The 22679-nt window shown below is 42.2% G+C and carries 17 protein-coding genes and 1 pseudogene; 17 read left to right on the forward strand and 1 reads right to left on the reverse strand.

Going from position 1 to position 22679, the window contains the following annotated elements:
- Window positions 1–521: 521 nt before the first annotated feature.
- The 13 genes and pseudogenes from DESGI_RS05310 to DESGI_RS05365 all read left to right on the forward strand — a co-directional run bounded on the left by DESGI_RS05310 (window position 522) and on the right by DESGI_RS05365 (window position 15845).
- Window positions 522–1067 carry a 2-oxoacid:acceptor oxidoreductase family protein gene (locus DESGI_RS05310; RefSeq protein ID WP_006523665.1) on the forward strand — a complete coding sequence of 182 codons (546 nt, stop codon included), beginning with the start codon at window positions 522–524 and terminating at the stop codon, window positions 1065–1067.
- Complete coding sequence (locus tag DESGI_RS05315; RefSeq protein ID WP_006523666.1) at window positions 1068–2735, forward strand: NAD(P)-binding protein; 1668 nt, start codon at window positions 1068–1070, stop codon at window positions 2733–2735.
- Complete coding sequence (gene porA / locus DESGI_RS05320; protein WP_006523667.1) at window positions 2732–3889, forward strand: pyruvate synthase; 1158 nt, start codon at window positions 2732–2734, stop codon at window positions 3887–3889. The genes DESGI_RS05315 and porA overlap by 4 nt, the downstream gene beginning before the upstream one ends.
- Window positions 3890–3894: 5 nt before the next feature.
- On the forward strand, window positions 3895–4764 hold the full coding sequence (locus DESGI_RS05325) for a thiamine pyrophosphate-dependent enzyme (protein WP_041284786.1): 870 nt from the start codon (window positions 3895–3897) through the stop codon (window positions 4762–4764).
- Window positions 4765–4957: 193 nt separating this feature from the next.
- Window positions 4958–5455: an L-2-amino-thiazoline-4-carboxylic acid hydrolase gene (locus tag DESGI_RS05330; RefSeq protein ID WP_006523669.1), complete on the forward strand. Its 498-nt coding sequence runs from the start codon at window positions 4958–4960 to the stop codon at window positions 5453–5455.
- Between the two features lie 395 nt (window positions 5456–5850).
- Complete coding sequence (locus tag DESGI_RS05335; RefSeq protein ID WP_162141527.1) at window positions 5851–6822, forward strand: sensor histidine kinase; 972 nt, start codon at window positions 5851–5853, stop codon at window positions 6820–6822.
- Window positions 6801–7469 (forward strand): response regulator transcription factor, encoded by a 669-nt coding sequence (locus DESGI_RS05340; protein WP_006523671.1) that lies wholly within the window; start codon window positions 6801–6803, stop codon window positions 7467–7469. Before DESGI_RS05335 ends, DESGI_RS05340 begins: the two co-directional genes overlap by 22 nt.
- Window positions 7470–7598: 129 nt before the next feature.
- The gene (locus DESGI_RS05345; RefSeq protein WP_006523672.1) at window positions 7599–9719 is read left to right on the forward strand and encodes a hydantoinase/oxoprolinase family protein; all 2121 of its coding nucleotides are present in this window, start codon (window positions 7599–7601) and stop codon (window positions 9717–9719) included.
- On the forward strand, window positions 9712–11451 hold the full coding sequence (locus DESGI_RS05350; protein ID WP_006523673.1) for a hydantoinase B/oxoprolinase family protein: 1740 nt from the start codon (window positions 9712–9714) through the stop codon (window positions 11449–11451). The genes DESGI_RS05345 and DESGI_RS05350 overlap by 8 nt, the downstream gene beginning before the upstream one ends.
- 85 nt (window positions 11452–11536) lie before the next feature.
- Entirely contained in the window at window positions 11537–13138 is a 1602-nt protein-coding gene (locus DESGI_RS05355; protein ID WP_006523674.1) for a class I adenylate-forming enzyme family protein, read from the forward strand.
- A gap of 60 nt (window positions 13139–13198) precedes the next feature.
- Complete coding sequence (locus DESGI_RS05360; RefSeq protein WP_006523675.1) at window positions 13199–13654, forward strand: MaoC/PaaZ C-terminal domain-containing protein; 456 nt, start codon at window positions 13199–13201, stop codon at window positions 13652–13654.
- 38 nt (window positions 13655–13692) lie between these two features.
- Window positions 13693–13827 (forward strand): annotated as a pseudogene (locus tag DESGI_RS23645) (acyl-CoA dehydrogenase family protein); the annotation flags it as partial.
- Between the two features lie 71 nt (window positions 13828–13898).
- Entirely contained in the window at window positions 13899–15845 is a 1947-nt protein-coding gene (locus tag DESGI_RS05365) for an oxidoreductase (protein WP_006523676.1), read from the forward strand.
- A gap of 273 nt (window positions 15846–16118) precedes the next feature.
- Here DESGI_RS05365 and DESGI_RS22935 read toward each other — a convergent pair whose 3' ends face one another.
- Window positions 16119–17846, reverse strand: a complete 1728-nt coding sequence (locus DESGI_RS22935) for a sigma 54-interacting transcriptional regulator (RefSeq protein WP_006523677.1) — start codon at window positions 17844–17846, stop codon at window positions 16119–16121.
- Window positions 17847–18354: 508 nt separating this feature from the next.
- Between DESGI_RS22935 and DESGI_RS05375 the strand changes: the two genes are divergently transcribed.
- Genes DESGI_RS05375 through DESGI_RS05390 form a run of 4 tightly spaced genes read left to right on the forward strand, consistent with a single transcriptional unit; the run spans window position 18355 to window position 22667 of the window.
- Window positions 18355–19995 carry an acyl-CoA mutase large subunit family protein gene (locus DESGI_RS05375; RefSeq protein WP_006523678.1) on the forward strand — a complete coding sequence of 547 codons (1641 nt, stop codon included), beginning with the start codon at window positions 18355–18357 and terminating at the stop codon, window positions 19993–19995.
- Between the two features lie 20 nt (window positions 19996–20015).
- The gene (locus tag DESGI_RS05380; RefSeq protein ID WP_006523679.1) at window positions 20016–20402 is read left to right on the forward strand and encodes a cobalamin B12-binding domain-containing protein; all 387 of its coding nucleotides are present in this window, start codon (window positions 20016–20018) and stop codon (window positions 20400–20402) included.
- Between the two features lie 20 nt (window positions 20403–20422).
- Window positions 20423–21973 carry a class I adenylate-forming enzyme family protein gene (locus tag DESGI_RS05385; protein WP_006523680.1) on the forward strand — a complete coding sequence of 517 codons (1551 nt, stop codon included), beginning with the start codon at window positions 20423–20425 and terminating at the stop codon, window positions 21971–21973.
- A gap of 52 nt (window positions 21974–22025) precedes the next feature.
- Complete coding sequence (locus DESGI_RS05390) at window positions 22026–22667, forward strand: hypothetical protein (RefSeq protein ID WP_006523681.1); 642 nt, start codon at window positions 22026–22028, stop codon at window positions 22665–22667.
- Window positions 22668–22679 lie beyond the last annotated feature (12 nt).

Raw genomic sequence — 22679 nt, forward strand, 5'->3', positions numbered from 1 at the left:
ATGAGCTCTCCTTCTAAAAAATTCTTGCGCATAAATTGCAGAATATTCTGTTATATTTGCGCATTTTTATTGTGGTACATTACTATACCAGTCAAATAATATTCCTACATTATTTACTTGTTTCACAATTCTAGCACGTTGATGACAATATGACCTACCTTTAAGTGGTAAATTTTTGAACCATATATTTATTTTATTTATTCTTAGGTAAATGGTTAATACCGTTAGACCCTAAAAAAATACCAGGTAGTTAATTATTTTGACCATTGAAACCTTATGGCAGCGGTTAGATCGTTTATGGAACTAAGTTTGCTAAATAATAACTAAAAATCTTAAATTAAATTAAATGAGAGGGGGCCATGATTGGTATAGTTATAAATCAATACAAGGTGTGGTGCTCTGAAAAAAATTATTATAATAAATGGGTTGAAGTCCCACTAAATACAGAAATATCATAACATAATATGGTTGCTATGGACAAGAGGTACTGTTTTATGCTTTTGTAAGGAGGTACGTTTGAGTTGCTGCAATTAATTATCCAAGGGCGGGGTGGGCAAGGAGCCCAAAAAGCTGGGGAGATTTTAGCTGAAGCCTTTTCCCGGGAAGGAAAACACATCCAGGCGTATGCTACATATGGTGGAGCCAGGCGTGGCACGCCCGTTAGTGCTTTTCTCAGGGCGAATGACCGGCCCATTCGAATGCGCTGTGACATAGATAACCCCGATGTAATTATTTGTTTTGATGCTAGTTTACTGACTGATGCTTTATTAAGCAAGGCCGGTGAAAATACTATGCTGTTGATAAATTCCGCGAACTCGCCCGATCATTTTGCTTCTTTGGGAAATTTTAAAATAATTACTGTGGATGCCATTAATATAGCCCAAACTAACCAGCTGGGGCGGATTGTCAATACCACCCTGGTGGGTGCATTTGCGGGCCTTATAAATGAGCCGAAAATTGATGGATTAATTGAGGTAGTTAAAGAAAAAAGTCCAGCCAAGATTAAACAGAATATTCAAGCTTGCTTGCAGGGGTTTCATTTAGCTATGGAAGGGGGGAAGAAATAAATGCCAACGGAAACTAAAAAAATACCACCCGTTTGGACTACTGGGTGGACGGATATTATTAACACCGGGACTTGGCGTAGCGTCATTCCAGAGCATCAACAGCGTCCTTCTCCCTGTCAGGTTGCTTGTCCCCTTGGTGGTGATATACCGGTTTGGTTGCAGCAGGTCAGAGAAGGGCAATATTATGCAGCCTGGCTGACCTTAGTTGCAAACAATCCTTTTCCAGCTGTTACCGGACGTGTTTGTCACCATCCGTGTGAAATTAATTGTAACCGGAGTGAGTATGATGGATCTGTAACCATTAATGCTTTGGAACAGTTTATCGGTGACTTGGCTTTGCAAGAAGGGTGGACCTTGCCAGCCCCTGCCCCCGGTAATGGTATCCGGGTGGCAGTTATTGGCTCCGGACCGGCTGGTTTATCATGTGCTTACCAGCTTAGGATGCGTGGTTTCGAGGTGACTGTTTTTGAAGCGCAGTCTGAAGCTGGTGGAGTTTTACGTTACGGCATTCCTGAATATCGGCTACCGAAAGAAATTGTCTCCCAGGAGATCCAGCGCCTATTAGCGTTTGGTATTAAATTGCAAACCAACGCTATTGTTGATGATAATATAATAGCACAATTAGAAAAGGAATATGCGACCATATGCATTGCTATAGGTGCACCCAAGGCCAAAATGTTACCTCAATTTGCTACGGGTGATCCCAGGGTTTTAAATGGTTTGCAGTTCTTATTGCATATAAATCAAAATAGCATTCCTTCTTTAGGTCAGCAAGTGATTGTGATTGGCGGGGGGAGCGTGGCTATGGATGTGGCCAGATCAGCTCGCCGTCTGGGCAAACAAGTGCAGGTGCTGGCTTTGGAAGATAAATCAGTACTGCCGGCCCAGGCTGAAGAAGTACAGGAGGCTTTGGAAGAAGGAATAACGATTATAGACGGGGCAATGGTGCAAGAAACGGCCGAGGATAATAACCGGCTTATTCTAAACTGTATTAAGGTGGTTTTGGATCCTGCGGCACCCGCTGGGGTGTTAAGGCCTGTTGTGGTTTCAGGAACCGATTTTCAAATTGTTGCTGACACGGTAATTCTAGCTGTGGGGCAGGACCCGGATTTAGATAGTTTTGCCAAAAGTTTTCCAATAAAAAATAATTTGGTAGATGTTGACACAAACCAGTCTGTTGGCCGGGCGGGGATATTTGCCTGTGGCGATGTTTCCAATTCCATGCGTTATGTGTCTATGGCCATTGGTGCTGGAAAACAGGCTGCCCGTGGCATGGAGGCGTTTTGTACCGGTCGGTCAGCAAATGACAGTAGCGCGGGAGTACCGCCGGAACCGGTATTATATAAGGAAATAAATACTTTTTATTTCCCCAAAGTTTCCAGAAAAGAAAAACAAGTGGTGGTTCCCGAACTGAGGGTGCAAGACTTTCGGGAAGTTAAGCTGGCTTTTAGTGAAGAGGATGTTCAAATTCAGGCTGAGCGTTGCTTTAGTTGCGGGCACTGTCTTAAATGTGATAATTGTTATTACTATTGCCCTGATATGGCCATTATTAAAGTTTCCACGCCTGAACCAAGTTATGGGATTGCAGACCAATATTGCAAAGGGTGTGGGCTATGTGTGGAAGAGTGTCCTCGTGGAGCGATCATACTTAAGGAGGTGAAACGATGAGCCAAGGACATACCCGCATGTTATTAAATGGCAATCATGCCGTTGCCCATGGTGTTAAATTGGCCCGGCCAATGGTGGTTCCGGTTTATCCCATCACCCCGCAAACTCCCATAGTAGAAAAGATATCTGAATTTCAGCTGCAGGGGGTCATGGATGCAGATTTAATGACTATGGAATCCGAGCATTCTGCTATGGCTGCCTGCATTACGGCATCTTTAACAGGAGTGCGGGTTTTTACAGCAACCGCCTCCCAGGGGTTAATGTTGATGCATGAAATGCTTCATTATGCTTCCGGGGCGCAAACTCCCATCGTGATGTGTAATGTAAATAGAACCATTGGCTCACCCTGGGGTTTTTGGCCGGATCAGACGGATAGTTTAGCCCAGCGGGATACCGGCTGGATTCAATACTATTGTGAAAGCGCCCAGGAATCCCTTGATACAATACTACAGGCCTATTGGGTTGCGGAAAAGGTGTTATTGCCGGCAATGGTTATGCATGAGGCTTTTTATGTATCGCATGCTTTAGAAACAGTTGATGTACCGGATCAGGAAATCGCTGATACCTATTTGCCACCTTTTAGTCCGTATCACCGTCTGGACCCGGAAATTGGAGCATCATGGGGCAACGTAGTCAATCAGGATATGTTTTACCGGCATCGCCAGACACTGGGTCAATCTATGGAAAAGGCGATTGAAGTTGCACTGGAAGCCGATATGTTATGGGAAAAACTCACCGGGCGTGGGTACGGGGTGATTGAGGAACACCGATGCACTGATGCGGAAATAATTATCGCCACCACGGGCAGTATGGCCGGCACGGCCAGAGAAGCAGTAGATCAACTACGGGATAGTGGAATGCCGGTAGGATTGCTGAAAGTTAAATTGTTCAGGCCGTTTCCGGTTGAACTAGTGCGCCGGGCTCTGGACGAAATACCCAGGGTAATAGTTTTAGATCGCAACTTTGCCCCTGGCACCGGTGGTTTTTTACATCAAGAATTAAAGGCCGCTCTTTATGGTTTGAAAAACGGGCCGGTGATCTACGGCTATTTAACCGGGGTCGGCGGCACCAATGTACCGCCTGATAAAATTGCCGGTTTGGTGCGGGAGTCCATGGAAGAAGAACCTGTAAATTCATCGGTCTGGAAGGGGTGATTGACGTGGCATATACAATTGTCGAGGAAAAAATTTTTTGTTCCGGCCACCATGCTTGTCCTGGTTGTAATGCGGCTCTTGCCTTTCGCTATATAACGAACACATTGGGTCAGAATACTATTGCCGTGGTTCCCCCTTCATGCGGTGCTATCATTTCCGGTCCCCAGCCGTTAAGCTCCATGCGGATACCGGTTTATCAAACCACCCTGGAAGCCAGTGCTGCATCAGCCGCCGGTATCAAGCGCGCATTAAAAGCACAGGGGAAAGATCATATCAATGTGGTGGCCATTGCGGGGGACGGTGGAACCTACGACATCGGTTTTCAGTCCCTGTCTTCAGCTGCGGAGCGTAATGAAGATATTATCTATATTTGCCTGGATAATGAAGGGTATATGAATACCGGAGCTCAGAAAAGCTCATCAACACCTTACCTTGCTTATACCACTTCCACCCCGGGTGGCAAACCCACAGCTAAAAAGAACGTGGCTGAAATAATGGCGGCGCACCGTATTCCTTATATGGCCACTGCCACCACCGGTTACCTGGACGATTTGGTATACAAGGTGCGTAAGGCTAAAGATATAAAAGGAATGCGATTTATTGTTATTCTTGTTCCCTGCCTGGATGGGTGGGGGGTCGCCGATCATGAAGGGGCTAAAATATCTCGACTAGCGGTGCAAACTGGTGTGTTTCCATTATATGAAGTGGAAAATGGCATCAAATATGCGCTTAATTATGGTTCACAGGGCATTCCGGTGTCAAATTATATAACTCGCCAGAAGCGCTACCGTCACCTTTCCTCGGAGCAGATAGACGAGATTCAACAAGTGGTGAACGCGGACTGGGAAAACTTTAAAGTTAAGTTTAACGCTTAAAACAGTATATTTTAAGTGTAGTATATTCCATGGTAATAAATTAATGTTGCCATGGTTCAAATTTTTACTTATTTTAGATGTAGCATTAAATGGTTTTTGTGATATAATTTAGTAGGCTTGTCTGGGTGTAATTATAATATCGTTTAGTGAATAGTTTCAATATTTACAATAGTTACAATAAGGGAGGTAAAAATTGACTATACAAGAAAATAAACGGCAACAAAAGCTAGAGCGTGATTGGAAAACCATGATCGTTATCTCTCACGATTTCTTTCACAGTTGGCGTAGGGCGGTATCGGAAAAGTATGGTGACGCTGCAATGGAGCAGCTTACCTACAGGTTTTGGGAACTAATCGGCCAAAATACCGCTGCCCAATATAAGAAAGGCAAAGTCGACTCTGCAAGTGCTGAACAGCTAGCCCGGGCCGTAGCCCGCAGCAGTGAAATAATGGGTGAAACGGTACGTGTGGAACAAGAAGGAGACGCCTGGCTTTTAATTCACGATGCCTGCCCGTGGATCAAATCCTACCAGCAGGCCGGTTATCCCGGCCAGTGTCGTTCGGGCTGTGATAAATGGTTCAGCGCCACTGTGGCCGAACTTGCATCCGGTATTGCTGTGGAAACAACCGCTTGCTTGGCTGATGGAGATAAATGGTGTATTAGAAAGTTTTACACTAAGTTGACTGAATAATTGATAATAACAAAATTTTATAAAAAAGAGGTTTAAGGTGTAATATAAGAGGTCGGGATATTAAAGAAAGTGAATAAGAAAAACGGTCGGGAAGTCCCATGGGATTGCCCGGCTTTTTCTATTCAAATACATGGTTTTGGTTATTGATAAGGCACTGGTCAGTGATCGTTTAAGGATGATAATAATTGCCAGTTAAATTTTTTGTGCAATTTTTTATAACAGCCGGGAAGTGTAACAATGACATTAAAGATTTGGGAAGTAGTGGTTTTGTAAAAGTAATCGTTAAGGAGTGAAATAAAATGGCTAATGTGGATCAAGTGTTGTTTAAAAGGGCAAATAGGTTTATCATTAATTCTTATCGTAAAAAACGGGGGGGAGGAGAAGGAGCCGGGTTAATGGAAAAGCTATTTGCACAGGCAGTTTCACAACTTTTTGATAAACAAGATAAGGGAATTGATGAGGAGTTAGAAGTGCTTTTAGATGTTATTTATGAGACTTTTTATTCCACTTTGTTCGAAGACATAGCGGTGGAAAGTAAAGTTAGGTGGTTGATGAAACTTGTTTCCGCCATATACCTGCAATATTTGAATGATATTTTGGAAAAGGTCGGCAAGGAAAAGGAACTATCTGAAGAAAATTTACGCAGGGGAATAGTTGCTGCACAGGAGAATGAACGGCGAAGAATTACTATTATGCTGCATGATGATGTGATTCAGTCCCTGGCCGGTGTTTTGTTGCAGGTTCAGATGGTCAGCCAGATGATAAAAGAAGGATTAAATAATGGATTAATGGATGTTCGTAAGTTGTTGGTTGAACTTGAAGAAACCGTTAGAAATACTATTAAAAGTTGCCGGTTGACTACCAGAGACGGGGATACATTTTTGCTGGAAAAGGCCGGTTTTATTCCCGCGGTGGAAAGTTATATTTTAGGTTTTAAAAATAAAAATGGTATAAAAGTAATTTTAGATTTCAAGGATGCTGATCTGATAAAGGCTCAAATGAACATTCATTTGTTTTATATTATAAGAGAAGCTCTTACAAATATTAAAAAATATGCAGAAGCTTCATTGATATCTGTGATGATAGGAAAAGTAGAAAACGAGCTGGTATTGAACGTTAAGGATAATGGAAAAGGATTTCTTTGGGATGAAAATAATAGTTTTATTTCCGAGGTATCTTTAGTCAATCATTTTGGATTATTTTGTATTGAACAACGCACAAAAATATTGCGGGGAAAGTTAACTATTAATACTGCACCGGGGTATGGGACGGAATTGATAGTTAAAGTGCCAATTGATGAACTAGAATTAGATAAGCCAATTGTAAAAAGCAGGAGGGGGTCGCCATGGATACGATCAGGATACTAATAGCTGATGATCATACTGTTTTTTGTGATTGTCTAAAGAAGGTATTGGAAATGCAAACTGATTTCAAGGTTGTCGGTATTGCTAAAAATGGACCGGAAGCTGTGAGGAGAGCTGAAGAAACCAGACCTGATGTAGTACTAATGGATGTTCAAATGCCTGTTTTAGACGGCATACGTTCAACCCGGCTAATCAAAGAACGGCTTCCTTCGACAAATGTAGTAGTATTATCAATGCATACGGGTAATCAATATGTCATGGATTCCATTGATGCGGGGGCACATGGATATCTTTTAAAAGATTTTAGCATAGACGAAGTGGTTCAAGCTGTACGTTCAGCGGCGAAAGGAAATCATATGTTAACGAGGGCTATTTTCCAGAGGTTATTTCAACAGACCGGGGCCAACGATGAATCAACCAAATTGTATGGTATAACATATCAACTGACAGAACGTGAGTTGCAGGTTATTTCGTTGGTTGCAGCCGGTTTGACCAATAAAGAAATAGGAAATGAGCTTTGTTTGAGCTATAGCACAATTAAAAACCATCTTTCAAACATATTTGGGAAATTACACTGCTCTAACCGGGCTGAGCTGGTTAATAAAGCCATACATGAAAACTTAATCAAAACAGTAATTAAAGAATTGTAAAGAGTTAAACAATCTAGAATAAAAATAGTCCATTTGGATATCCCCAAAAAGGAAGGACGGCCCTTTGTTTTCGATAACTAAATATTTAGAATAATGATATAAATCTGATTATTTAAAAGGAGGGATATAGTGGGCTATAAAATTGGGATTGATGTGGGTGGAACTTTTACTGACTTTCTGGTTAGTGATGAAACGGGTAACGCGGAGGTTTTTAAAGAGTTAAGCACACCAAAGGATCCTTCGGAAGGGGTTTATAAGGGGCTTCAATTGATAGCAAACTCAAAAGGACTATCTCTTACAGATTTACTTAATTCAGTAGATATAATTGTGCACGGAACGACGATTACAACCAACGCTGCACTGACAGGTAAGGGAGCCAAAACCGGTTTTATTACAACCAAAGGATTTAGGGATGTCCTGAATATGCGGCGTGGGCTCAAAGAGGACCAGTATGAAACGAAATATGGTCCACCTTTTCCGCTTGTGCCAAGAAAGTTAATTCAAGTTGTCGAAGAGCGGATTGATTGCGAGGGTAATGAGCTGATACCTTTAAATGCCGGGGATGTTGAGCAGGCCATAGCTGTTTTTCGGGAGCACGGGGTTGAATCAATTGGGGTTAGCTTGATGTTTTCCTTCTTCAATCCCAACCATGAAAAAACTGTCGCCCAAATGCTGGAGAAAGAACTGGACGGAGTGTATGTATCATTATCCAGCGAGGTTCTCCCACAAGTGCGATTTTATGAAAGGAACAGCACAGTTGCGCTTAATATTTATGTGGGTCCCATTTTAAAACGCTATTTAAATAAACTTTTGGATAGACTTCAAGCTAATGGTTTTCATGGTAGTTTATTAATTATGCAGTCAAATGGAGGGGTAATGTCTCCTGAAGTAGCAATGCGTTTTGCAGCCAATACCCTTCTTTCGGGACCGGCAGGCGGACCTACGGCAGGGCTTTTTTACGGAAATGTTCACAGCTTAAATAATATTATTACGGTTGATATGGGCGGTACCAGTTTTGATGCCTGTCTGGTCAAGGATGGTGCTCCCTCCATTACCGTTGAGGCAAGTATAGCCCGACATAGACTGGCTTTACCGATTATGGATATTCACACCATTGGTGCGGGCGGTGGCAGTATAGCATGGATAGATTCCGGTGGTCTACTTCAGGTGGGGCCCCAAAGTGCAGGGGCTGACCCGGGCCCTGCTTGTTATGGTCTGGGCGGTTCCGAGCCTACTGTGACTGATGCAGATTTGCTGCTAGGCTACCTTGATCCTAAATATTTTCACGGGGGCAGGATGAATCTTAATATGGCGGCAGCAAAGCGAGCGATAAAAGAAAAAATTGCAGATAAATTGGGACTAACAGAAATCGAGGCTGCCAATGGTATATATCAGATTGTTAACTCGAGTATGGCTGCTGGGTTAAGAGTGGTATCAGTTGCCCGGGGATATGATCCAAGGGAATTTGCGTTAATCTGTGCTGGTGGAGCAGGGCCCATTCATGCCGGTATGATTGCTCGCGAGTTGGAAATTCCCATGATCATTATTCCAAAAGCCTCATCGGTGTTTTGCGCTGCTGGAATGTTAATGAGCGATTTAAGGCACGATTATGTTAGAACGTATGCTACACCGTTTGACCGGGCGAATCTTGACCGGATAAATGAGTTGTTTAAACAGATGCAAGAGGAAGCGATAGCAACTTTAAACCATGAAGGAATATCCAGTGAAAGAACCTATCTCAACTATTCAGTAGACCTACGCTATGAAGGACAATTTAATGAAGTGGAGGTCGCCCTTCCTGAAAGCTCACTGCGTGAGGGTGTAACATCGTTTGAACTCAATTATACGCTAAAGGAATTCCACAAGAAGCACGATTTGCTATATGGCTATTCATTGCCCGGTGCCCCGACGGACTTAATTAATTTGAGAGTAACTGCGAAAGGGATAACTGAAAAACCTTCAATGAAGAAAACCAATTTTATGGGACCCGATCCTTCAATCGCATTTAAACATAACCGCAAAGCATTTTTTAACAATGAAATAATTGATGTTCCAGTATACGATGGTTTGAAAATGGGTTATGGCCATTTAGTTAAAGGGCCGGCAATTATAGAAGATCCTACAACTACCATTATAGTTACTGAAAAGCACGATTTAACCTGTGATGAATACGATAACTTTATTATGTTCCGAAAAGGGGTCAGTGTGTTGGATACCATGGAAAAATTAAGGAGGGGGTTCCATGTCTAATATTGATCCAATTATCACTTCAGTATTGGATAACAGGTTTAGCGCGATATGTTCAGAGATCGGTCAAACGATGTTAAGGACATCTCGATCCCCTATTTTTAGTGAAGCTAGAGATTTTGTATCCGCCATATTTGACCGCCATTGCCGTTTGATCGCTCAAAAGGATTACGTCCCGGTTTTAAGCGGAGCGGCTCCTTTTGCATTAAAGGCAATTGCACAGCATTTTGGGGGAAGGATTTATGAGGGGGATATTTTTGTTCTTAACGACCCTTACCGTGGAAACAATCATCCTCCTGATGTTACTGTGGTTAAACCTGTTTTCTATAAAGGGGAATTAGTGTTTTGGTCCATGGCCAAGGGACACCATGCGGATGTAGGCGGCGGTGGGGTCGGTGGTTATAATCCCCTGGCTACCGACGCGTGGACTGATGCTTTTCGTATTCCCCCGGTTAAACTTTATGAAAAAGGAATAAAGCAACAGGATATATGGGATATGATTTTAATTAATGTGCATATTCCGTTCTTGGTAGAAGGAGATTTGCAATGTCAGGTTGGTGCTACAAATATCGGTGCAAGAGGATTGCTGGATTTAATTGGAAAATACGGTATTGAAGTAGTGGACAGTGCAATTGATGAAATTTTTGATGCATATGAAAAAAGGATGCAAACAGAAATTCAAAAGATACCAAACGGTACTTATTATGCGGAACGGAAGATTGATCACGATGGCGTAGATAACAATAAGCTTGTAACCATTAGGCTGGCGCTAACTGTATCAAACGAGGAGATCGTTTATGATTTTACTGGTACCGATGCCCAGGTAAAAGGTTTTTTAAATAGTCCTTACCCCAATACGGTATCCTCAGCTTATATTTCTCTGTTTTCCACTATCGAGAACAAAGTTAAGATTAACGAAGGCTCAATAAGACCGATAAGTGTAATTGCGCCCGAGGGAACACTCTTGAATCCGCGTGAACCTGCACCTACCACTGCCTGTACAGTACCAACATGCGAAGCTATAACCGAAGCTGGGTGGTATGCTCTGGCTCAAGCGGTGCCACACCTCAGTCAGGCAGCGTGGAATAGGTGGGCCGCCCCTGCCAGCGGCGGGTTTAATCCAAAAACAGGAAAGTTATTTGGTGATATTCATTTTATGTCTAAAGGAGGGGGTGGTGCAACCAAGGGTTTTGATGGCTGGGACCATATGGGCACAGTGTGTACCCTGGGCGGTCTTCGTGCACCGGACCCTGAACTGCATGAACTGGTTGATCCTTATTTAATCCTGAACTATGAATATTTATCGGACTATTCCGGCTCCGGCCAGTGGAGGGGCGGTAATGGTGTACATTATAGGTGGAAAGTTATGGCGGAAAATATTGCCCTGGCGATGTTTGGGAGCGGTGTTAGGGATGAAACAGCACCCTTTGGCTTAGAAGGGGGAATGCCGGCACCCAAAACAAGTCAATTTCTGGTTAAACCTGATGGAAGAAAAGTCTGGCTGGATGTTAATTGTTTTGTGCATCCGGAGAAGGGTGACATCATCGAAATTTTTTCATCAGGTGGGGGGGGATTTGGTAATCCGAAGCTGAGGCCGGTTGAAAAAGTAATAGAGGATGTTGAAAACGAATTAATCTCTATTGAAGTTGCCAGGCGTGATTATGGTGTGGCTATTGATCCCTCAACTTGTCAAGTAGATTTGGAAGCGACAAAACAGCTGCGGGAAGGTATTTAGAGTAATATATAAATTAAATTCATGCGGTAAGCCGTTAAAAGCCGTTTAAATTAAAATAAATATTGTTTTTTGAGGAGGGAAAACATTGGGGGTTATCGGTGATCTTCTTAGAAGGACTTCTAAGGTTTACCCGGATAAAGTTGCGGTTATAGATAAGTTGGGAAAGTATACTCCATTTGATACCCGGTATAATTGGCGGGAATTTAACGCAAAAGTGAACAGATTGGCTAATAGTTTATTGAAAATGAACCTTCAATCGCAGGATAGAGTCGCTATCTATTCCGATACTCGCAGCCAATTTTTTATAACCTATATGGCCCTGGCCAAAGCCGGTTTAGTAACCGTCCCAATTAATACTGCCTATAAAGGTGATGAGCTTGCTTATCTAATAAGCAATTCCGGAGCCCGTGCCGTTATAGCAGACGTTGACAGGTTGCCGGCGTTACGGGCTATTTTGCCCAATTTGACAGATGTGCAATATGTTATTGGACTGGGCAAAGGCCATTATGTTGATCATGATTGCCAATTTGATTTTAACACATTGATGTCTGAAGGTTCTGAAAAAGAACCTGCGGTGGTGGTGGATGAACAAGATCTGGCAATGTTGCTTTATACAAGCGGCACTACTGGAAGACCTAAAGGAGCCATGTTAACTCACCGTAATTGGTATACATCGGCTCAGATTGTAACCGGGGAATGGAGATTATATTCCAATAGTAAATTCCTGTGCATGTTAGCACCATTTTTTACGGGTTGTTTCGTGTTTATGACTTTTGCCGCTGCTAAAGGATTTACCATTGTTATGAGCGATTTTGAACCTCGTAAAGCTTTAGACATCATAACAAAAGAAAAAATTGATTACACAATGTTTGTTCCAACCATGACAAGCCGGATAGTGAAATTCCCCGAGATACAAAAATATGATTTAAGTAATCTCAAACAAGTTATTACATCTGGTGCGCCTATATCCGAAGCTCTAGTAAGAGAAGCTTCCGATGTATTGTTTAAAGGTGAATTGCGTTTTATTTTTACCTATGGCACATCGGAAACTGCTATTGGTGGTTGTATACTTCAGCCGGAGGAAGTTTCTTTACAAGGGCCCGGTTCGGAAAGGTTAACCTCTGTAGGGAAGTCCATGCTGGGTATGCAAGTTAAAGTACTGGATGAGGATGGTACAGAAGTGGAACCGGGTAGTGATATAACAGGTGAAATCGTAGTAATTGGTGATACTGTGGGTAAGGGTTACTGGGGAATGCCGGAAAACCAGGAGTTAAAAGATGGGGTATGGTATTCCGGTGACTTGGCAAAAGTTGACAAAGACGGGTATATATATATTGTAGATCGAAAAAAAGACATGATTTTAAGCGGGGGGGCTAATATCTATCCACGTGAAATTGAGGATGTAATATTTGGGCACCCCGCTGTGATGCATACTGCTGTTGTTGGAATTCCCGATCAGGAATGGGGCGAAAAGGTGCATGCGATAGTTGTTCCAAGGGATGGGGTGAAGGTTAGCGCTCAAGATATTATCAAGTTTTGTAAGGAACACCTAGCATCATACAAGTGTCCGAAATCTGTGGAATTTGTAGATTTTCAGGACCTTCCCGTTAACCCTGCGGGGAAAATCTTAAAACGAAAGCTAAAAGAAAACTATTGGAAAAACCGTCAACGGAAAGGAGAAGTCTAATAATTTATTCAATTCAGTTAATAAATTAAAAATTAATTATCGTTCAAGGAGGTCAAAGCCATGGGATACCAGTTACGCGGTAAAACATTTGACGAATTTAGTATAGGTGAAGAATACTACACCGCCTCACGAACCATCACCGAATCAGACGTAGCAACATTTGCCGGCTTATCAGGTGACTACAACCCCCTGCATACCGACGAAACCTTTATGCAAAACAGCCCGTTTGGTACTCGTATCGCCCACGGAGCATTAATCCTTTCCGTGGCCACCGGATTGGCTAATCAACTAGGCATATTTGAAGGAACCACCATAGCAGTACTGGAAATGACCACCCGATTTACCGGTGCCGTAAAATTTGGCGATACCATCCGGCTAGTACAAAAAATAGCCGAGAAAAAAGAAAGCAAAAAAGCCGACCGGGGCGTAGTAAATGTAGCCATAAAAGTGCTAAACCAGCGTGACGAATCAGTGCTTGAAGGAACCTGGGTAATCATGCTCACCCGCAAACAATGATGATCAACCATCAAAACGCAAAAAAAGAAAGGGAGTAGATTCTTGGCGGCTACGGATATTGCCGTGAGTACCCGGTGGAGAGGATGATGCGTGATGCCAAAGTATTTGCAATTTTTGAGGGAACCAACCAGATTCAGCGCATTGTTATCGCCAGGGATTTAATGAAAGATTAGACGGTGTACAAAAATTAACTTGTTTGTAATGGTTATTTTAAATGGAATTTAACGGAGGAGGCTTATGTTATATGGGAAAATATACAAAGCTTTTTACTCCAGCAAAAATCAATCAACTTGAACTTAAAAATAGGATAATTAAGGCTCCCCAAACTACAGGCATGGGTGGAAAAGATGGAACAGTTACAGAGAGGTTAATCAAGTATTACAGTGAACAGGCCCGGGGGGGAGCTGGTTTAGTAATCGTTGGCTATGCTTGGGTTGATAATAATGCTAGTAAATCAGCCCAATGTCAGATTGGTATTGCGGATAATGAATTCATTCCCGGTCTTGCATGGCTAGCACAAACCATTCAGTTAAATGGTGCTAAAGCGGCTATTCAATTGGAACATTGTGGCCGTCAAAAATTTCTTGGAACACCCCCTATTAAAGCCCCGTCCAGAATACCATGGGAAGAGCTTTATACTATGGGAGGGGCTGTCCCGGAGGAATTAACTTTCGAGGAGATTCAAGAGATTGTAAATGCTTTTGGTGATGCTGCCAGGCGGGCACAATGGGCTGGTTTTGATATGGTGGAAGTACATGGGGCACATGGTTATTTAATAACTAATTTCTTATCTCCCAGAACCAATAAGCGTACAGATTGGTATGGTGGCTCACTTGAAAACCGCATGAGATTTCTTATGCAAATTATTGAGAATATTAGAAGAAAAGTTGGAGAAAGTTATCCGCTAAGTGTTAGATTAAGCGGAACTGAGTATGAACCTGATGGAGTTATGATCGAAGAAACAATTGAAGTTGCAAAAGCGTTGGAGAAAGCGGGTGTTGATATACTCCATATATCAGGTGGGAACCACCACCAGATGGCTCATCAAGTAACGCCCATGTGTTTGCCTGCAGCGCATAATACTTGGGCAGCTGAAGCCGTGAAGAAAGAAGTAACTATACCCGTTATAGCATCCGGTTCTATTAATACACCTGATCTTGCCGAGGAGATACTTAATACCGGCAAGGCAGATTTTGTAGCTCTTGGAAGGCCCTTATTTGCCGACCCATATTTTGCTGAAAAAGCTAAGGAAGATAGACCAGAAGATATTGCGCCGTGTATAAGGTGTAACGAGTGTTTGGAACGATCATTTTTTAAATTTCAGGCTGTACGATGTACCGTGAATGCAAGGTTAGGAAAAGAAGGCCAACTGGAGATAGTACCGGCAGTACGGTCCAAAAAAGTGGCAATTGTTGGTGGGGGACCGGCTGGAATGGAGGCAGCAAGAGTTTCAACCTTACGGGGGCATGATGTAACTCTTTTTGAGGGTAATAAGCTAGGTGGTAGATTGGTTGAAGCTTCAGTGCCGGATTTTAAAGCTGACATTCGCCTACTTAATAACTATTTGATTACACAGATAAAGAAGCTCAATGTGAAAGTTGAATATCGTGAGGTGCTGCCTGAAGACATTAAAAACGCCCAGTACGACGCTGTTGTTATTGCTGCCGGGGCTAAACTGGAGAAGCCGGATATAACGGGAATAACCAATCCAATTGTAACAGACTGTTTTGATGTGCTTAATGGTAAAGTAAAATTAGGCCAAAGGGTTATCGTTGTGGGAGCAGGACTTGTTGGTATAGATGTTGGACTATTTGTAGCTGAGCAGGGCAGGGAAGTTTTGTTTATCATGGGCAGGGAAAACCCAAATGATTTTCTTAGTACTATTGACGCAGCAAGTCGGTCTGTTATTGCCCAGCGCCTTGCCGAACTTAAATATAGTCTTTATGCAGGTAAACGTATTGAGGCGGTCCTTGACAATGCTATAACTGTAGTTGATAGATTTGGTTCTAAAGAAACGCTTTCAGCTGATACAGTAATATTGGCTAAGGGATTTATCCCACAAAAACAATTTGCAGAAAAACTTAAATCTATGATTGATATACCAGTTATTTCAGTTGGTGATTGTGTTGCACCACGCAAAATATTTGATGCTATTCATGAAGGCTTTATAGCTGGAAGCTCAATATTATAGAATTTTTTATAATTTATAAGTTTAGCTATTGATCCACGGTGCCTGCCCCTGGATCAATTCCTATCGGAGTCGGTTATCCCGGTCAGGCTGTAATAAATTAGTTCAGTGCTACCGTGGCCGAACTTGCACTTATCGCCTTAGAAATAACCGCCTGCTCGGCTGATAAAAATAAATGGTATATTAGAAAGTTTTACCGTAAGTTAACTGAATAATGGTTGTGTAGGGTAGGTTAAGTAAAAAAGCCCTTTGGGCATTTTTCACTTAACCTACTTATTATTCGAGTTCAATATTATAATTTAGAATCTTTCGGTATAGACTACGTACACTTATACCTAGGATTTCCGCTACTTTTATTTTATTGCCCTCATATTTATTAAGTGTTTCTATTATATAATTTTCTTCGGCTTTTGCTACTACTTCAGCCAAGGTTTTTTCTTTTAAAACACTACCGGTTGGAATATCTTTGGGTATAGGCAATGGCATATCAATAATATCTATACTTTCTTTTTCAGACAGAACTAGTAAGCTTTTAACAATGTTGGCTAATTCACGTACATTTCCGGGCCAGTCATATTTTTGCAGGCCTAATAGCGCCAATGGAGTAAAATACTTCTTATTATCTGTTAACATGTTTTCACGGTTTAAAAAATAATTGGCCAGCAGAGGAATGTCCTCAAGGCGGTCTCGCAGAGGGGGTAAACTTATTTTAAATACGTTGAGTCGGTAATATAAATCTTTTCTAAATTTTCTTTGCATTACCTCATTCTCTAAATTTCGATTGGTGGCGGCAATAATACGTATATTCACCCTAATTTCCTTAGTGTCCCCCAACCGGCGGAAGGAACCGGTTTCCAAAATCCTTAACAATTTAGACTGCATAGCCAGGCTCATTTCTCCTATTTCGTCAATGAAAAATGTGCTGTTGTTAGCTATTTCGAAAAGCCCTCGTTTTTCATGTTCCGCTCCTGTAAAAGCGCCTTTGGCATAGCCGAACAATTCGCTTTCCAGGAGATTGTCCTGAAAAGCCGCGGCATTTATAGCGACAAAAGGTTTACCGGTTCGTGTGCTGTTATTATGTATTTCCTGTGCTACGAGCTCCTTGCCGGTACCGCTTTCACCTTCGATAATGACCGGGTAAGGGTAGGGGGCAATACGCTTAATAACTTCAATAACTTGTTTTATTTTTGCGCTGTTGCCGATAATGACGTTATCAGAAGAAAGTATTTTTATTTTTGCGGTTACATCTTCCGCAATACACAGTAGTCCAGCCAGGGAGCCATCGGTTTTGTTAAGGGGAATACCTTTAATGTTCATATAAATTTCTTTGTCCCCCCGATAAGTTGAATAGCGAAAGTTGAAAAGTTCGAAGGGTTCGCCTTGAAGTCCCCGGTTCAAATATTGCGTTAAACCCAGTTCCATTGATTTTGGTACATCAAGCCAGTTCAGGCCGATTACTTTTTCCTTACTGGCCTGGGCGAGACGTAAATGTTCAGGGTTTGTGCTGGTAATAGTGCCATAGCGATCCAAACAAAAGATAGCTAGATTTGTGCCATTACCTGCCGATCCCATTTCGGCATACTGGCTCGAAATGGCTTCTTCCACTGTTCTCGAGCAGTTAACCGGCTCCACAATCTCCAGAACATGGGCTACAGCGCCGTAACGATCCCAGATGGGTACTGTAGTAAACCGATAGTCTTTAATTTCGCCATCTCTGGTAAAAGCTTTTTTAATATAATACTCCACTTTCCCATGCAAAAAGGTTTTAACTGCCGGACAACCTTTAGGTGGGCTTTCGGCCCCGTGGTGTATTTTATAACAACCGGAACGAAATTTATTTATGGGTCCGAACCAGGTACGGAACATGTCATTACACCAGATTAACTCCATATCCTCGTCTATAATTGATACGGCCACTGATAGTTTTTTCTTTAGAAAGCGTTCCAGTTTAGGTGATAATAAAATTTGGCGTTTTCTTGCCGGCTGCTTTGACACTTGTGTCATTGTATTTTATCACCCCTTTATAAATTTAAATATTCATCCGAATTGAATTTAATTTAAATTTATTTACAGTAACCAAGGATTTTTAAAAAGGAATCCTTGGTTATGTTTAAAAATAGTAGTTAAATATTATTAAATATTCTAAATTTAGTGAAAACAATTCGCTTTTTAGCGCTGAAAATCCTGCAGAGATCTAAAGTATATCTACTTAAAGTGGTTTTTCCTAATAACCAAAATCACACATAAAAAATATATAGTGACAATTATGGCACTTTCTTTGTATGTTGAAGCTTTAAATTAATAGATTTTGCCAGCTATTTCATTGCCCTGCTTCTTTAAAAAAAACTTATACCCGTTTAATTCTGTATAATACAAATCCCCTGCCGATTTTTACTGTTTAACTTTTAAAAGGATATATGGTATTTGCCTTGCTTTATTAAGTAGTCAATGGTTGTCGTTTAGCAAATTGTGACTTTATTATTATGGGCTATTATTTAGGAGGGGGTTTCTTTTGAAAAACAACAATTCAATTTACAGTACCTATTTGGAAGGGGAAAAGTTAGGGAGGATAGAAACACCGTCGGGCATACCTATTAAGGATGTTTATTTTCCCGCACATATTAACAACCTGAACTATGACAATGATCTTGGTAAGCCAGGTGAGTTCCCGTTTACCCGGGGAGTTTACCCCAACATGTATCGCGGCAGGTTCTGGACCAGGCGGTTTCAGGTAGGGTTTGGTACACCACAAGAAACCAACGAGCGCCTTAAGTTTTTATTTAAAGAGGGGCAAACCGGCTTTACTATGACTATTGATTTACCTACTTCATATGGCTTTGATTCAGATGACCCCATTTCCGAAGGCGAGGTTGGAGTTACTGGAGTAGCAATTTCCACGGTTGAGGATTTGGAGGCTATTTTTAATGGTTTTTCACCGGATCAGGTTAGTTGTTCCCTATCTATTCGCCCGCCGGTATCAGCGGTTACCCTTTCTATGCTAGCAGTCTTGGCGGATCGGCGAGGTATTCCTTATAAAAATATTATTGGTACCCAGCAAAACGATCCATTTTACCAGATGAGCGGGGGACCGTTGCAAACAACTACTCAATTTTTTCCGTTAGACGGTATCATTCGCTTAAACCAGGATATCATTGAATTTATGGCCAAGAATTTCCCCAAACTGAACTGGATGGTGACAAATGCCTATAACCTTAGGGAAACTGGTATTACTGCCGTTCAAGAAGGGGCTTTTGCTCTGTCCCATGCTTTTAATATTTTTGAACTGGCCGTTAGTAGGGGTTTGAATGTCGATGAATTTGCGCCGAGGGCATCTTTCTTCTGCTCATGCGGTATTGACTTTTTTGAAGAAATCGCCAAGTTCCGGGCAATGCGAAGAATTTACGCCCGAACCATGAAGGAACGTTTCGGGGCTAAAAATGAGCGTTCCTGGAAATTCCGTTCCTCCGTGCAAACTGCCGGAAATTCTCTAACAACCCAACAGCCCTTTAATAATGTAATTCGGACCACGATGGAGGCATTGGCAAGTATCTTCGGTGGGCTTCAGTCCATCCAAGTAGCTTCGTATGATGAGGGGTTAGGCCTTCCCACAGAGGAATCTTCACGTATAGCCCTTCGGGTTCAGCAGATTATAGGCTATGAAACCGGGGTCACCCAAACCGTGGATCCGCTGGCCGGGTCATATTACCTGGAAAGTTTAACGAAAGAAATGGAGGAAAATATCTTAGAACTTATGGAGAAGGTTGAATCCAGGGGTGGGATGATCGAATGCATCAGATCCGGATGGCTGGAGAATGAAATATTACGGGCTAGAGTTAAAAACCAACGTGAAATCGAGAACGATGAAAAGGTCTTGGTAGGGGTAAACAAATTCAAGGTGGAAGAGGAACCTGAAATAAAGATTCATTCCATTCGCTCAGATGAATGGGGAGCGGCCAGGGCAGCTTATCTAAAAGAGTATCGGGCAAACCGTGAACAAAAACGGGTGGCGGAAACGTTAAAAAATGTTGAGTTAAACATGAAGACCAGCAAGAACATGATTTCTATTATCATGGAAGCGTTGAAAGCCCGGGCTACCATGGGGGAAATCCATCAGGCCATGCGTGATGCAACGGGGTTTAAAATTCAACTATAAAAAGAATGGAGGGAGCGGTTTTGAAAAAATATAAAAAAATACTATTGGCAAAAATGGGGCTTGATTGCCATGATACGGGTATTGTTACTATGGCCCAACTTCTCCGCGATGCCGGTTTTGAGGTGATTTATCTTGGATTGCATAATACTCCCGAAAAGGTATTGCGGATAGCTCAGGATGAGGATGTTAGTGTTATTGGAATAAGTTTCTTATCCGGGCAACATTTAGTTCAAATGAAAAAATTAATGGATTTAATAAACCAATCTCAGGATAAATTTATTGTTCTGGCAGGTGGAGTAATCCCTAAGGAGGATATTCCTAAATTGCTTAATCTGGGAGTGGCCAGAGTTTTTGGCCCCGGTACAATGAGTAGTGAGATAGCTGGTTTTATCCAGGGTACCTTGTGAGGGCTTAAGGGGGAATTAGTATGAACCTTGGTGATATACCTAGAAGAAATAGTTTGCGCTTTCCTTATAAAAAGGCGCTGGTTTTCGGGGATGTCTCATTGTCCTGGTGTCAAGTTAACGAGCGAGTAAATGCATTGGTATATGCCCTGCGTGACCGGGGGATTCAAAAAGGTGATCGCGTCGGCATCTTGATGGAAAACTGCCATCAGTACTTGGAAACTTATTGGGCTTTGGCAAAGTCCGGAGCTATTGCAGTACCTTTAAATTACCGGCTGTCGATTTATGAAACTAAGGAATTGTTGTGTTCAGCAGAGCCTAAAGCATTAATTGTAGGGGAAGAGTATGTTGGTAAGATGCAAGATCTCCGCGACTCTGGTATTGATATAGGATGCGTGATCGGTGTCGGTAATGTATCAGATCAAATAGAAAACTATGAGTCCCTATTGCTTAAGTATCCAACTAATGAACCTGAATCCATTGGTAAAGAGGATGATATTTTTGCAATCTTTTACACCAGCGGAACTACTGGGCTACCCAAGGGCGCAATGGTTAGCAACCGGAATCTGGAGGCTAATTGTTTTAACCAGTTTTATGCAGATAAGAGTAGCTACGACGATATAAATTTGGTGGCTACCCCGTTATACCATATGGGCGCTGTATTTATGGCTACCACCTATTCTTACCTGGGATGTACCAACAATATACTTAAGCATTTTACCCCCCGGGGTGCCTTGGAAATTATTCAAAGAGAAAAGGTTACGGTATGTCTTTTAATTCCCACTATGATCAATATGCTTTTAAATCATCCCAACATTAACAATTATGACCTGACTAGTCTAAGACTAATCTTCTATGGCGGGGGTCCTATGCATGTTCAGGTGTTAAAGAAAGCTATTGACCTTATAGGGTGTGGTTTTACCCAAGGGTATGGCCTTACGGAGACATTAGAGGCAACTTTTTTGGTCAGCGAAGACCATGTTCTGGAAGGAACAGAAAAACAGCAACAGAGGCTTTACTCCGCGGGAAGAGAGGCTCTATCGGCCGAGGTGCGAACTATTGACTATAATGGCAACGATTTGCCACCGGGGGAAGTCGGTGAGGTTTTAATTAAGAGCCGTTCTGTAATTAGGGGCTACTGGAAAATGCCCGAGCTTACTGCGGAAACAATTAAGAACGACTGGTTTTATACAGGCGATTTGGGATATCTCGATGAAGAAAGATATCTGTTTATCGTTGACCGGAAAAAAGACATGATTATCAGCGGTGGGGTAAATATCTACCCCAAAGAAATAGAAGAAGTTATTTATACAAACCCAGCTGTCCTGGAAGCGGCGGTTATAGGTATTCCCGATGAATTATGGGGTGAATCTGTAAAAGCACTGGTAGTTCTCAAAGACGGGTGTCGCATAAGTGAGGATGAGCTTATCGAGTATTGCAAGCAGCATATGGCCAGCTATAAAAAACCAAAATATGTAGAATTTTTATCGTCTTTACCCAAAAACCCTACCGGTAAAATTCTAAAGCGTGTGCTGCGCGAAAAATACTGGGAGGGACATGTAAGAAGTGTTTAAAAATGTGACTTATTGCTGTAAAATTCAGAATTTTCAGTAAGGAGGGGGAAGCATGAGAAGAAACGACCTTGTCCAACATCCCCTAAACTTAGCTATTGATGCCATTAACCGGGGAAACCAGGAGAATGCACTTGTTTTTACCAGGCAAATTTGGGAGGAGGGCCGTCCACTCCACGATCTTTATGGTGATATGGCCGGTTTATTTTGCACTTATATTGCCGACAAGCTCGGAGAGGAAGCGGTGGAAGATGCCTGGCGTTTCGTGGGAGAGCAGCTATGGAGGCCTTTGTTAATGTACATTAAGGATAATGGGGGTACAAAGGCGCTGGTGGATATTTACGCCGCATTTCTCAGGTCGCATGGCCATGATTTTTACGTGGAGCAGGATGATGAAAAGACTGTTTTTGTAATGAAGTACTGCGCCAGCGGGGGACGGATGATCAAAGAAGGTAAAAACGATAATAGCAACCGCCATTCAGTGAACATCGGCACTACCCGTAAAAAATATCCATGGGGCTTCAACATGGAAGGTTTATCCTACTACTGTGTACACACACCTTTATGGATGGATATTTTACCTCGGGAATGGGGGTGGGATGTTTTTAAATCTGAATTCGGGCGCCAGTTTGACGAGTTGGGAAACCCGGTTGATGAACCATGTAAGGCTACCATTTATCATAAGCCACGTTCTTAAAACGTATGGGGG

Source organism: Desulfoscipio gibsoniae DSM 7213, from assembly GCF_000233715.2.
Classification (GTDB): Bacteria; Bacillota; Desulfotomaculia; order Desulfotomaculales; family Desulfallaceae; genus Sporotomaculum; species Sporotomaculum gibsoniae.